The organism is Dokdonella sp. (genome assembly GCF_039926425.1).
GTDB lineage: Bacteria > Pseudomonadota > Gammaproteobacteria > Xanthomonadales > Rhodanobacteraceae > Dokdonella_A.
Map to the genome: position 1 here is coordinate 1 of NZ_JBDSWZ010000111.1, position 13,855 is coordinate 13,855.

The following is a 13,855-nucleotide window of genomic DNA, read 5'->3' on the forward strand; positions in this document are numbered from 1 at the left end:
AAAGCGCCCAAACTCATCATCGGCGCCATGATGCGAAAACTCGCCCACGTTGCCTTCGGCGTTCTCAAATCCGGAAAACCGTTCGATTCACGTCTTCACGGAGCTTGATCCGAATAACAGTATCTACGATCTGCACACGACACGTAGGCCGGACGCGTTTTCCGCGGCCGGCGCCCTGCCTGCGAATCGATAAAACCACCGACGGCGGCATCCATTCTTCGATGGGCGGCGCATTCAATCAGTCGCGAGCGTGACCTCAGGCGCCGCTGCGAACGGCTCGATGCCGAACTTCGGGTAGACCTCGGACGGGTAGTAGAACGTGCCGTCCTTCACCACCATCGCAATGGTCTTGATCGCCTTCAGGTCTTTGGTCGGATCACCTGGCACCAGGAAGAAATCGGCGAGCTTTCCCTTTTCAATCGACCCCGAGCGCTGATCGCGTCCGACATAGCGCGCGCTTTCCAATGTCGCGCGCGTGAGGATCTCCGACGCGCTCATCCCCGCCTTCTGATACAGCTCCAGCTCGCGGTGATAGGTGAACGACCCGCCGGTGTCGGTGCCGAATACGATGAAAACGCCACGGTCGTGCAGCATCTTCGTCACCGCAATCAGCTTGTCGAATGCCTGCCGATAGGCAGCGTCGTCACCCGATTTCGACACGTCGATCCACCCTTTCATTGCATCGCGGCGCGCGCCGATGGGCAGGTGATCGACGTAGTCGACCGCGCCCGGCGGCACATGGCCGTCGCGGTTGAGCAGCAGATTCTCGTGGATACCGAGGGTCGGATCGATTGCCGTGTGTCCTTCGACCATCCGATCGATCGTGTGTTGCACCTTTGCGCTCGCCAGATCGAGTCCGGGAAGGCGTTTCAACGCGGTGAGACGGAACAGCGTGCGCGTGTCCTCGTCCGGCCCGATGACCCAGCCGAGCACGAACTGGTTGATGTGCGTCATCTCGTCGTAGCCCGCTTCGATCATCTGGTCGGCACTGGCGAATGCCGGCACATGGCCGGCGACGCGCATGCCGAGTTGATGCGCTTCGGCCACCATCGCCGGCACCCACGCGGGGTTCATGCTGTTGTAGATCTTGATCTGCCAGAACCCACGCGCGCCGTACCAGCGCACCGCATCGATCGCCGCGTCCTGACTGTCGACCACGAACCCGTGGTTCGCGCTGTACGGACTCTTGCCCTCGATGAAGCCGGAGCGGATCACCCGCGGGCCGCCGATTTCGCCCGCGTCCATGCGCTGGATCAGCGTGTCGAGCACCGCGTTGTCGTTGCCCATGTCGCGCACGCTGGTGACGCCCGCGATCACATTGAGCAACGCGCTTTCCTGGTTCACGTGCGCGTGCATCTCGTACATGCCCGGAACGAGTGTTCCGCCGGCGCCGTCGATCGCGACTTCGCCCTTCCCCGGCGGGCTGTCGGGCGGCTCGACCGCCGCAATGTCGTTGCCGTACACCAGCACCGAAACCCGATCCGTCAGCACGCCTTTTGCCGCATCGAAAACCCGCACGTTGCGAATACGCACGGGCGCGCGGTACGTGTGCGCGACCTCACGCTGGATTGCGACAAACCGCTGCGTGCTCCAGTCGGCGGCAAGCTTTCGGAGGCGAACTTCCTCGCCCTCGTAGCCTTCACGCACGACCACCGAGTTCGGAGAAACGCTGCCAAAAAAATCGCCGTCCGCATCGAGCAGCATCGTTTCGGGCGTTGTGTCGATCCCGGAAAGCACGTAACGCGTCACGTCCAGCGACCCTGCGGGTCCCTTCACGGTCAACGTCTCGCCTTTTTCCAGCAGAAGCGTTCCACCCGGGAGTGCGGGCATCGTCATGCCAGGCCGTTTGAGCAGTGCGCGCGCGTAGACCTGATCCGACCACGGACTCCCGCCTTGCGCCACGTAAACCGCGGGTGCGGTGACCGTCGCCCCACCCTTGCCGGTCGCATCGATCCACGTCGCACGCGAACCGTTGCGGGCGAAGCGCTCGTCGACATGGCTGCCGAACGTGGTGGTGCCACTGATCGTCCATGCGCTCGGCAAACCATCGTCGCCGAAGGTGATCGTTTCCTTCATGGTTGGCCCGCGACCGTTGTTCTTGACGTCGTAGTCGATCGTGGTGCGCTTGCCGGTGGTCTCTGCGATCACGTGGCCAATGTTGCGTCCACCGAAGATCACGCTGTAGCGCGCGCTCTCGCCAGCCTGCGCGGATGTCGCCGCGGTGAGCAGCAGCATGGTGGACACCGCGATCACGCGCTTGAGTGGCATCTGCGGGAGCTGGATTGCTTGCATCGACAACATCGGCATTCCTTTGATTCGGGAGAGGGGACCGATCGATGGTAGTACGGGCACGCGCGCCGCACGACTGCCGGCAGTGAAGGCTCCGGCGCCACACGACCGTCAATCAATCCGTCCGCGCGCGGCAGACGGCATGTCCGGACACAACCGGGCTCACCGCGATCGAACGGGCCGGCGGCCTGCTGTAAAGTTCGCGCGCGCCTTGCGTGTACCGATCGTTCCTTCAAGCTGGAGACCGAGTCTCATGTCGATCCGTCTTTCCATTGTGATTCTGGTCGCGCTCGCGGCCGGCCAAGCCGTTGCCGCGCCTGCGGCAGGACCGTCGCGGACCTTCAAAGGCGCAGACCTGTTCAATCTCGAGGTTGCCGCCGATCCGCAGATTTCGCCGGACGGGAAGACGATTGCGTACGCGCGGCGTGCCAACGACATCATGACCGACCGCACGCAATCGTCGATCTGGTCCATCGACGTCGCGAGTGGAATGCAGGTCCCACTGATCACCGGGCCCGGTTCGCACGGCCAGCCGCGCTGGTCGCCCGATGGCTCGCGTCTCGCCTACATCTCCAGTGCCGACGACAAGGCCGGCGCGCAGTTGTACGTGCGCTGGATGAAGACCGGCGCAACCGCGCGGATCACCGGCCTGGCCGACACGCCGCATGCAATTTCCTGGTCCGCTGACGGCGAACGGATCGCCTACACGATGTTTGTCCCCGACGAATCGACCAAGCTTGGCAAGGCGCCGGACAAACCCGCCGACGCGAAGTGGGCCGAACCGCTGCAGATCATCGACACCGTTGTCTACCGCACCGACGACGGCGGCTATGAAAAAGCGGGATACGAACAATTGTTCTGGGTGCCGGCGAGCGGCGGCGCGCCGACCCAGTTGACGTTCGGCGCGCTCAATGCCGGCGGCAAGGTGTCGTGGTCGCCTGACGGACATGCGATCGTCTTCAGCGCCAATCTCACCAAAGACTGGCAGCGCGAACTGGTGGACACCGAGATCCACGAAGTCTCGATCGACACGCTGGCCGTGCGCACCCTGACGAAGCGTAAAGGCCCGGACGATTGGCCGGCCATTTCGCCGGACGGAAAATCGATCGCGTATCTCGGGTTCGACGACCGCTATGTCGGTTACCAGAACCGGCAACTGTCGGTGATGAACCGTGATGGCAGCGGCACGCGCGTGCTCAGCGCGAGCCTCGATCGCACGGTGGAAAATCCGGTGTGGTCGGCCGATGGCCGATCGATCTACGTGAACTACGACGAACACGGCAGCGAGCGCGTTGCGCGGATCGGGCTCGACGGATCCATCCACACGGTTGCCGAGCATCTCACCGACAGCGCATTCGACCGCCCCTACAGCGGCGGCCAGTTCAGTGTGGCGCGTGACGGCACCGTCGCCTTCACCAGCGGCACGACACAGCGTCCGTCAGACGTGTGGATCGCGCGCGGAAATTCTCCGCGTCAACTGACCCACCTCAACGCGTCATCGCTCGGCGCGAAGTCATTGGGCCAGGTTCAAACCATCGCGGTGAAGTCGTTCGATGATCTGCCAATCGATGCGTGGCTCATCACCCCGCCGGATTTCGATCCCTCGAAAAAATATCCGATGATCCTGGAAATCCACGGCGGCCCGTTCGCCGCGTATGGGCCGACGTTTTCCTCCGACGATCAGTTGTATGCCGCTGCCGGTTACGCGGTGCTCTACATCAATCCGCGCGGATCCACCGGCTATGGCGAGGTGTTTGCGAACAAGATCGACAAGGCGTATCCCGGTCGCGACTACGACGACCTGATCGCCGCCGTCGACGCGGCGATTGCCAAGGGCTTCATCGATCCCGACAACCTGTTCGTCACCGGCGGTTCCGGTGGCGGCGTGCTGACCGCGTGGATCGTCGGCAAGACCGACCGCTTCCGCGCCGCGGCGACACAGAAGCCGGTGATCGACTGGGCCAGCTTCGTGCTGACCGCCGATGGCACGCCGTTCTTTTCGCGCTACTGGTTCGGCAAATTTCCGTGGGAAGATCCGGCCGGTTACTGGGCGCGCTCGCCCCTCTCGCTGGTCGGCAACGTGAAGACCCCGACTCTGGTCGTCGTCGGGTCCAACGATTTCCGCACGCCAGTCAGCGAAGCGGAGCAGTACTACGAGGCGCTGCAGCTGCGCAACGTTCCGACGACGCTGGTCAAGGTGCCAGGCGCAAATCACCACGGACTGGCCGAGCGTCCGTCGCAGTCGGCGGCCAAGGCCGCTGCGATCCTCGCGTGGTTCGAGCGCTATCGTAAAGGTGCTGCGGCCTCCACGACCGCTCCGACACCCTGACTTCGACAAGGTCGCGCGGCCACCGCGCGACCTTGGATCGATGCGCCGCGCGTTGCCTCCTCGCGGCCATCGGGCCGCCTGCGCTGCGCGCGCGGATCTCCCGCGTGACTGCGAACATACGGCTTGGAGTTCCACGCGACTTCTGAACCAAATCCGCCGTGCCCCTGCGGTTGCCGCGCAGTCCTGCGCCAGAGCCACCGCACGTTGACCGAAGTGTGTCGGTTGCAACGATTCTTTCCCGTACTGAAGGGAAACGCCGTGAGAGCGGCAACGGATCCTTGCGTCACCCGATGCGCCCGCGCGCAGGTTTCTTGCGGAACGCCTCGGGGAATTCCTTCACCCCTGGAGTCGAAGCCTCATGAAAATCCGATCCATGCTTGCCGCGCTCGCGCTCGGCTGCACCCTCGCAGATGCGCATTCCCAGGCGAGCGAAATTGCCGTCGGTCCCGTTACCGATGTTGTCGAGTCGGTGTTCACCAGCGATCTCGATGTCGACACTGCGTTCGGCGGTGGCGACGGAACAACGTTCGTGGACTTTCCGGACCTCCACAACACGCGTCACGACGAAGGCATGCGCACGTTCTTCCACTGCGACCAGGTGAGCTCGGGAATCTGCCTGCGCGAGAGTCACTACGTCGTCGGACGCCACTTCATCGGCACCACCAATGACATCATCGTCGCGAAACTCGACAATGCGGGCGATCTCGTTGGCAGCTTCGCAAACGCGGGGCGCCTTCAGCTGCCAACGGCGATGTCGACGCTGCGGGATGTCGCCTACGATCTTGCCACCGACCGTCTGTATTTCGTCGGCGCCCAGGCTGTGTTCGTGCTTCCCGACCTGCAATTCAGCGTGTATTGCGTGCAGGCTGCATCGGGTACTGCGTGCCCGAACTTCGGCAATCCGGGCAACCCGACGGGTTACCAGTTCGTGGTGTTCGACCAGGGCAGGAGCAACGCCGATGTCGCCACACGCGTGCTGTTTGATCCTGCCGGCTTTCTTTATGTCGCCGGCTACTCGGATGCGACAGATGGATACAAGGTGGCGCTGGCGAAACTCGATTCGACCACCGGCGCACTCGTTTCGGGTTTCGGCAACGGCGGTCAGGTGAACTACGTCGTCGGCGCACGGACCACCCAGCGCGATGTGAATGTGTTCGCGATGGCACTGTCGGATCGTGCGGACGGTAAGCACTTGTATCTCGGCGGCAATTTCCTCACGCTCGGAACCGACTATGACGGCTACGTGATGCGGATCGATGCCGCGACTGGCGCGGCCAACGATCCGCGGGTGATGTATTTCGAAAGTGACGATGGGGGCACTTCGCTCAGTGATTCGGTCACGGCGATCGCGGCACTGGCCAACGGTGACATCGCGGCGGTCGGCCCCTCCGCCACTGCCACGCCCAACCGACCCGCGATCATGCTCGCGCGCGTGCACGGTGATGCCGACCTCACCTTCGACGAAGGATTCTGCGGCGGCGGCTTGTGCGTGCAGGATTTCAGTGTGGGAGTCTTTGGCTGGAGGGACACATTGCCGACCGCGATTGGCGAACGACCCGACAACCGGGATCTGGTGATCGGCATGCAGGCCGGCACGTGGACCCTCGATGTCGTCACCGGCATCAACCGGGTCAGTCAGAAACAGGTTGTGCAGCAGTATTCCGCCAGCGGGATCACCCTTCACGCACAACAGGAGTTTCTGTTCCCCGCATCCGACTCCGACGCAGCGCAGCAGTTCACCGGCGGCATGACGGTGTCGCGATACTCGGTGGAGTTGACCGGCAGCACGGTCTGGTCGCCTTCGGTCGACGACGTCGACGTGACAATCAGCCGGATGGTCAGCAACGACGCGATCTTCGCCAGCCAGTTCGGAGCATCCGACAGCGATTGACCCGCGGAAACCTCGTGGCACGGCCGCACATCGGAGCGCAGGGCAAGCGTTGCTATCCGTCACGTGCGCCGATGCCACGGGTCCCGGCAAGCCGAATGGGAATGCACGCATCGGCACGCTGAAAACTCGCACGCACGATTCGCAATCGACCTTTCTATTGTCGATTTGCGCGCCGGTTCTTCGTCGCTGCCGAGGAAGGGCATTCCCATGCCCCAAACGAGGAGAACTCCGATGTTGAGCAAGAACACGATTTGCCTCTGGTACGACGGCGGCGCCCTGGACGCAGCGACGTTCTACGCCAGGACGTTTCCGGATAGCGCCGTGGGAGCCGCCCATCGTGCGCCGGGAGATTACCCGGCGGGCAAGCAGGGGGATGTCCTGACGGTCGAGTTCACGGTCATGGGCATTGCTTGCCTCGGCTTGAACGGTGGGCCCGCGATCCAGCACACCGAGGCGTTCTCATTCCAGGTCGCAACCGACGATCAGGCCGAGACCGATCGATTGTGGAACGCGATCATCGACAACGGCGGCAAGGCCAGCGAGTGCGGCTGGTGCAAGGATCGCTGGGGACTGTCATGGCAAATTACCCCGCGCGCCCTGATCTCGGCGATCGGCGACCCAGATCCCAGAGCGGCCAAGCGCGCTTTCGACGCAATGATGGGAATGACGAAGATCGACATTGCCGCCATCGAGACCGCACGTCGCGGTTGACCGTTGCGACGATCCGTCTCGCAATCCGGTGCGTGATGCCCGATGGCATCACGCAATCACGTGGATCGCTCACCGGTCGTCGGCGGACGCGGACGCGGACGCGGAGCGATTTTCCTGCCGGCTGACGACAATGGCGATCTGGTCTTTGCTGTCTTCTTTTCGCTCTTTTCTCGCGCGCCGCGTCCCGTTGCGTCCTTTACCCTGCGGCCGTTTTCCGTCCTGCGTGCGATGGACGACTTCAGCCGCAGCGCCGCAAGCCATCCCGCCTGGAAGCGCGTTCGTGCGCCGAGGCTCTCCATGATTTCGACGACGCGACGTTCGAGAGTGCGCAACGAATAGTCCAGTTGATGGGCGATGGTCTTGTCGTTGAGTCCTGCAGCGAGAAGCGGCAGCACTTCATCGACTTCGCGTGTCAGACCGCGGGCCGGGTCGCCGATGCGCGACTCGCCTGTTCCGGAGAACGTGATCGGCGTGGCGCGCTCCCAGAACATGTCGAACACGACGACCAATGCATCCAGCAAAGCCGACGATCGCACCAGCAACACATTCCCGTCGGGCTTGGTCACGGTCAGTGGAAGAATCGCGATGCGGCGATCGACGATGATCATCTTGAACGGCAGCGACGGAACGACGCGATAGCGCTCTCCCGCCACGGTCGAATTGCGCAATCGCTCGATCGAGCCGGGCATGCCGAGAATGCTGTCGTCGCTCACTGTCAGATAGCGCACACCCCGTTCCATGCTTTCCAGTTGGCTGTCGTCCGGCCTGCCAACGGGCGAGACGATGATCGGGGTCCGTTCAAGACAGAGGACCTCGTCCTTCGCTGATCGAAGCATCTGCGCATGGACCTGCCCTGCCGCTTCGCGACTGAGGATCTCCACGACACGTTCGTCGGTGCCCTGATCGTCATCGACCGGCTCGACGGTCTCCTGCAACTCGACGATCGCCGCACGCGCCCTGCGCAGCTGGTTGTCGACTTCATGCTGCCGCCGAGCGATGAGCACGTCGATCGCTAGATCCGGAGGTACCGCGAAATAGCGCCGCACGTGTTCCGGGGAATGCGTGACGAATCCTTTCTTTTCGAGGGACGTGAGACCGCGTTGCGCGTGACGCGCGAGTTGCGTGATCTCGGCGAGTTGCGCAACGGTATATCCGTTGCCGCGGAGGAGCGCGCGATACAGCGTCTCCTCCTGCCGCGTGATGCCGAGACCTTCGAGCGCTCCGAACGTGGTGGAAACGGGCGACGTCTTCATGCCCGGTCGATCGGGATCATCGGCCCGCAACTCCGCGTCGTTCCGCAGCGCACGCGCTCGTCGGTCCATCGAAGCCATCGCACAGGATGATGTCGTCCACCACACTGCCGATGACGATCGGGCGGTTGTCGCCGTCGAACGCGGTATCGAGAACCGTCGCCGGGAATCCGTTTCCACTGGTCGTCCGGATGTGCACGTAGCCGTAGCACGGACCAGGCACGGAATTGACCAGGCGTCCGTTGCAGTTGAATCGCACGCCGAGGTATCCATCGACACCGGCCAGCCAGCCCGCGGCGAGCGCAATGTTGCCGCCGGTGCCGGTGCTGAACATGTTGCCCGCTCCGACCGAGTCGCCCGCATGCAGCAGCGGTGCGTTGCCGTCGTTGTCGAGGACGTATTCGCCGCCTTCGCTGCCAACTTCCCACAGTGCGAAGTTGTCGAAGCGCAGCACGAAGTTGAAGTCCCAGCCACCCTCGGCAAGATCCACTTCATCGCCAAACACACTGGTCACGATATTGAGGGCAGTGCCCGCGCCGGTCGCGAGGATTCCGCGATCGAGCACGCCCGACATGACGATTCCGTTGTCGACATGGGCAGGTGTCACACTGAGCTTCACCGGCACCGCCACCGACGCGTGCGACGCATCATTGGTCGTCATGCACAGGTCTGCCGTGTGCACGCCGGTTGCCAACCCCGACGCATTCACGGTCACCGTGATGGCGTCAACCGATCCGCCAGTCAGGGATCCGGCAGTCGGTGCCGCCGACAGCCACGGAATCTTGCCCGGGTTGGCGCAGCCTCCCGTCGCTGCAACGCCATCGATGCTCCAGGCCAGCGTGCCGACGCCGATGTTTTCGATCGTCACCGTGTCGATGTCGCTGGTCCCCTGCGCGATTGCGAACTCGACGCCAGCGGTCGGCAACACTTCAGCGATCGGCACGGTGCCGCCGCCGGTCACGCGCATGCTGACGGGAACTTCCACCAGCGGCGTGTTCGGGTCGTTGCTGGCGACGCACAACAGCCCGCTATAGGTGCCGCGGGCAAGACCGGTCGCGTCGAACGTCACTGTCGCATCGCCCGCATCGGCCGAAACGAGCGTGCCGCTGGCCGGGCTCACGCTCGCCCATGGCAGGTCGCCGGGACTTGCGCAGGTGGCCGGTGTCGGACTGCCGTCGTCGAGTTCCACCACGATGACGTTGTGCGAATTGGGGGCGCCCGCGGTCGCCATTCTGGCCGGTTCGAAGATGTTGCAATCAGGCGCGCTGATGAAGGACGGATGCGTCTCCGGCGTCGCGTTGGCCGCCGGGAACCACGGTGAGGGCGAACCGTCGATGTGATACTCAACCACCAGATCATTCCCCACCGCATCGGCAAGCGATGCGACGACCGGGATCGTCATCGTGTTCAGATCGCCGCCAACCGTGCCCGTTGCGCTGCCGATGAGCATCAGCAACGTGGTCGGAATGGTGTTGACCGGCGTCGAATGCGGGATCGCGTACAGGTTGATCGTCGCCAGTGTATTCGGGCCGAATTCAGTTCCCACGATCACGCTTCGGGTGACGATCGACGCCGGACTGCCGTGTTCCGACAGATCGAACCGGCGCCAATAGCTGTTTGCGAATGTGGCGCCGCCTGGCACTCCGCAGGCGATGCCCGATCCCGAGGTGGGTGCGTTGTCCGTCATCTGCAACAGCGTGAACGGATCGGGCACCGCCGACGGGCCGGGCTCCGTGGTCACAGTGTTCGAATTCCAGTTCAGGCTGGCGGTTCCCCGCGTGTCCGACGCGGTTGCGCTGATACGGTCGTCGAGGTCGCCGGATGGTTTGCCGCCCGGCGCAGCTTCGCCGATCGTCCACGTCAGGTCTGCGCGGCCGATGTTTCCGATCGTCAGCGGCGCGGTCGTGGTGCCGTCGGGCACCACCGTCGTGCTGACGCTCGCGGGCGTGACGCTGATGCGCGCGACACCGCCGCCACCGCCACCGCCACCGATCGTGATCGGCCGACCGGCCGTGTTGTAGCAATAGTTGACCACCGTCGCCGGGAAACCGCTGCTGGTCTGGCTCGAAGCGATATGCGCGTATCCGTAACAGGTGCCCGCCGCACAGGCGAACCGGAAACCCAGATAGCCGCCGAGACCAAAGTGATAGCCGAACGCTTCGCCGCTGGCGTGTGCGTAGGGTGACGCCGCTCCGATGATCGCGCCGTCGGACAGCACCAGCCAGTCGCCTCCCGGTGTCATCGACACACCGGCATTCACGGGATCGCTTCCCCAATTGAAAAACAGATTGCCATTGCCGCTGTACGGATTGAAATGCCATGCGCCCGCGGGTGGACTGTCGGAGGCGTCACCGGTTTCCCAGTTGAAATAGGATCCTTCCGCATCCTCCGCGATGGGGTGGTTCAGCGTCGCGGAGCAGAATACGTCGGGCGTTACCGTCAGGCTGACCGGCACTTCAACCAACGCCGCGACCGGATCGTTGCTCGCCACGCACAGCAGGCCCGAGTGAACGCCGACCGACAGACCCGCCGCGTTGAACGTCACCGCAACATCGCTCGTCCCTGCAGACGCAATCGTTCCGCTTGCGGGGTTCACGCTTGCCCACGGCAGATCGCTCACGCTGCCACAACTGGCCGGCGTGCCGCCGCCGAGATTCACGACGATGATGGTGTGCGAATCAGGGTGGCCGGTGTCCGCCAGCGACGTCGGTACGAACAGACCGCAATTGCCGGCGCTCAGGAATGCCGGATGCGTTTGCGCGGATGCATTCGCAGCCGGGTACCACTGCGTTCCGGCGCCTGCAATGTGGTACTCGACGACGAGGTCGTTGCCCACCGCGTCCGCAAGCACCGTAGACACCGGGATCGTCGTCGTCGTCAGAGTGCCACCCACGCTGCCGGATCCGCTGCCGATCAAGGTCAGCGATCCTGTCGGAATCGTGTCCACCGGCGTCGAATGCGGAATCGAGTACACATTCACCGTCGCAGAGATGTTGGGTCCAAGCTCCGTGCCCACCGTCACGCTCGCGATCTGGAGCGATGCCGGGTTGCCGTGCTCGGACAGGTAAAATCGCCGCCAGAAACTGTTCGCCGATGTGCTGCCGCTTTGCCCTCCGCACGCGATGCCCGACTGCGCGACCGGTGTGTTGTCCACCATTTGCGAAAGCACGTCGGCTCCCAGCGACACGCCTGGGCCTCGTGCGCCGGCAACGCCGATCGCGTTCTGGCTCAAGGTTCCGGTGCCCATCGTGCCCGGCGATCGGTCATCCAGATAGCTGGTCCGTTGAATGCTGCCGGGTGCCGCCTCGTCGATCATCCACGTCAGATTGCCGCTGCCGGTGTTGCCGAGGGTCAATGTTGACGACGTCGTAGCACCCTGCACCGCCGTCGCATCGATGCGCGTCGGCGCAATCGTGATGGTCGCCGCGTTCGCCGACGCGATGGTGAGGCTCGCTGCGGCGACCGCCGCCAGTACTCTGATGAAACGACTCATTGCTGAAATTCCCATTCGAGTGCGGATACGCGGAAAGTCATCGCGGAAGACCGAGTGCAGCGACCGTCGTAGCGGATATTGATGCACCGTGACCCAACCGGTCATCGGCGCGCTCGCCAGAGCTGCACGACGCGCTGTTTCACGCCAGAAAACGCCCGCAGCTTCACCGTTCGACATCACCCCTCCATGGGCAGCGACGAGCAGGTGCCGGCAGGACCGCACGCACTATCTCAACCCCGATCGGCGCCTGTCTACGGATTTGTGGCGGACTTGTGCCGTGACGGTCATCCGCCAATCCATCGTTCAAAGACGTTGGCAACTGCGTGAAACGCCCCCGGGTCGCGTCCACAGGAGGGCTGGGTCGTCGGCCCCGGAAGACGGATTGCCTCAGGCACGCGAGGCACCCGTCGTCGCTTGAGGTGATCCGTCTTTGCGCGACCGAGCGCGCAGGTCCATAGGGCCCACGCGTTGGCGTGCCGCTCGACGTGCACGTACCTGCGCGTTGTCGCCGACAGGGAACCCAGACGTGCGCCGCGATCGAAACGGAATGGTGCGCAAAGACGCTTCTCATCAATGAAGAGAACTCCGCGCGCGGGTCGGTCGTTCGCAGATCGAGACAGGATGAATTACCCTTCGCGTACGGCTTCAGCCACCTCTCTCCCTCTTCGATTGCGGGCCCACGATCATGTCGGAAGAAGCGAACGCCACAACGGGTGCACCATCATCCGCCCCGTGGATTGTCACCGGCGTCCAGACGGTGGCCGCCAACAACGAAAGCGCGCGTGTTGATGTCGTCATCCGCGGAAAAGTCGAAGGTGCTGTCGACCGCGGAGGCGGCGCTGACCAGTTGCGCTTCTCCGTGTGGGACGACGGCCAGGAAATGGATTTCAAGGTCGTCAATATCCCGCTCGGCAAGACCGGGGTCGTCACCGTCCGTCTCGGCTTCGATGGACGCTACGCCATCGTCGCCGATGGCATCGGCATCGCCATCGTCACGGGCTCCGAACCGGGCGGCGAACGCGTGTTTGAACTGGATCCGTTTTTTCCCGAGCAGCAGTAATCCACTGGGATCGGAATTCCTTCGCGACGATTCGGAACCTATCGACTCCATCGTTTTCAGGGCGACGCCCCAGGATCCGCATGCGCGCTGTCGGCAACTGCGGGCACGAAATGGATTTGATCGGAGTTCGAAGAAGCAACAGCGGCAGGTATTGGAATGCGTCGGCGCTGCACCCTTGCGATATCGCAACGACCACCGATGACTTGGAGAATTCTCAATGATGAGACGCACGATCTTCATTGGGTTGCTCGCTTTCAGCCTCAGCCCGTGGGCACACGGCGCAGTGTTCCAGCGGAACCTCGATGCGTTGGAGAAGATCGATCGCGAAACCCCGCGTGTCGAGGAAAAAGTTCCCCCAATGGCGACGATCTACCAGGGGATCTCCGCGCGACTCTCATCCGCCGACATGTCGGCGCTCGACAAGGCCGACCTCGACGATTTCTGGCGCGCAGCGAAAATACTTGCCTTCTATACCAGCGATCCCGCCTACGTGCGCGACATGCGAAAAGCGTTCGATGAGCTTGCCCGGCGAATGATCGTGGAGACCCGCGATCGCGAGGACATGCAGGCCAGCTATGTTTCGGCGCGAATGTTTGGCGACGCACAGCAGTTTGCGAGACTGCCGGCGAACCAAGGCGTGCTGAAAGAACCTCCGATCCTGCGCAGTCGGGCATTGGAAACTGACAAGCTGACTCTTCTGCAGATCAACCACGATGGGCTCGTGGCCGTCCAGCATCGGGCAGCGATCAGTCATGGGGTGCACGTCCTCGTCGTTTCTTCACCGGCGTGCCATTTTTCGCGAAATGCGGCAGCCGCCATCGCGTCTGACCCC

General features: G+C 63.4%; 8 protein-coding genes and 1 pseudogene. 6 read left to right on the top strand and 3 right to left on the bottom strand.

Translation table 11 applies throughout. The features are described from left to right. Window positions 1-108: pseudogene (locus ABIV12_RS06975) on the top strand (IS110 family transposase); the annotation flags it as partial. A gap of 126 nt (window positions 109-234) precedes the next feature. On the opposite strand, the gene ABIV12_RS06980 reads toward ABIV12_RS06975, so the two are convergent. Then, window positions 235-2,301 carry an amidohydrolase family protein gene (locus ABIV12_RS06980; RefSeq protein WP_348057642.1) on the bottom strand — a complete coding sequence of 689 codons (2,067 nt, stop codon included), beginning with the start codon at window positions 2,299-2,301 and terminating at the stop codon, window positions 235-237. Window positions 2,302-2,542: 241 nt separating this feature from the next. Between ABIV12_RS06980 and ABIV12_RS06985 the strand changes: the two genes are divergently transcribed. From ABIV12_RS06985 to ABIV12_RS06995, 3 genes are all read left to right on the top strand, one after another. Continuing rightward, window positions 2,543-4,618, top strand: a complete 2,076-nt coding sequence (locus ABIV12_RS06985) for a S9 family peptidase (RefSeq protein ID WP_348057644.1) — start codon at window positions 2,543-2,545, stop codon at window positions 4,616-4,618. 358 nt (window positions 4,619-4,976) lie between these two features. Then, a complete protein-coding gene (locus ABIV12_RS06990) occupies window positions 4,977-6,509 on the top strand; it encodes a hypothetical protein (protein ID WP_348057646.1) in 1,533 nt (510 codons plus the stop codon). A 231-nt stretch (window positions 6,510-6,740) separates the two neighbouring features. Further along, a complete protein-coding gene (locus tag ABIV12_RS06995; protein WP_348057656.1) occupies window positions 6,741-7,220 on the top strand; it encodes a VOC family protein in 480 nt (159 codons plus the stop codon). Between the two features lie 56 nt (window positions 7,221-7,276). Here ABIV12_RS06995 and ABIV12_RS07000 read toward each other — a convergent pair whose 3' ends face one another. Together ABIV12_RS07000 and ABIV12_RS07005 are read right to left on the bottom strand one after the other, a co-directional pair. Beyond that, window positions 7,277-8,473 carry a helix-turn-helix domain-containing protein gene (locus ABIV12_RS07000; protein WP_348057648.1) on the bottom strand — a complete coding sequence of 399 codons (1,197 nt, stop codon included), beginning with the start codon at window positions 8,471-8,473 and terminating at the stop codon, window positions 7,277-7,279. A 16-nt stretch (window positions 8,474-8,489) separates the two neighbouring features. Continuing rightward, the gene (locus ABIV12_RS07005) at window positions 8,490-11,963 is read right to left on the bottom strand and encodes a hypothetical protein (RefSeq protein WP_348057650.1); all 3,474 of its coding nucleotides are present in this window, start codon (window positions 11,961-11,963) and stop codon (window positions 8,490-8,492) included. 757 nt (window positions 11,964-12,720) lie between these two features. On the opposite strand from ABIV12_RS07005, the gene ABIV12_RS07010 reads away from it, so the two are divergent. Together ABIV12_RS07010 and ABIV12_RS07015 are read left to right on the top strand one after the other, a co-directional pair. After that, window positions 12,721-13,023 (top strand): hypothetical protein, encoded by a 303-nt coding sequence (locus tag ABIV12_RS07010; protein WP_348057652.1) that lies wholly within the window; start codon window positions 12,721-12,723, stop codon window positions 13,021-13,023. 406 nt (window positions 13,024-13,429) lie between these two features. Further along, window positions 13,430-13,855: hypothetical protein (locus ABIV12_RS07015; protein ID WP_348057654.1), on the top strand; the 426-nt coding region annotated here is incomplete at its 3' end.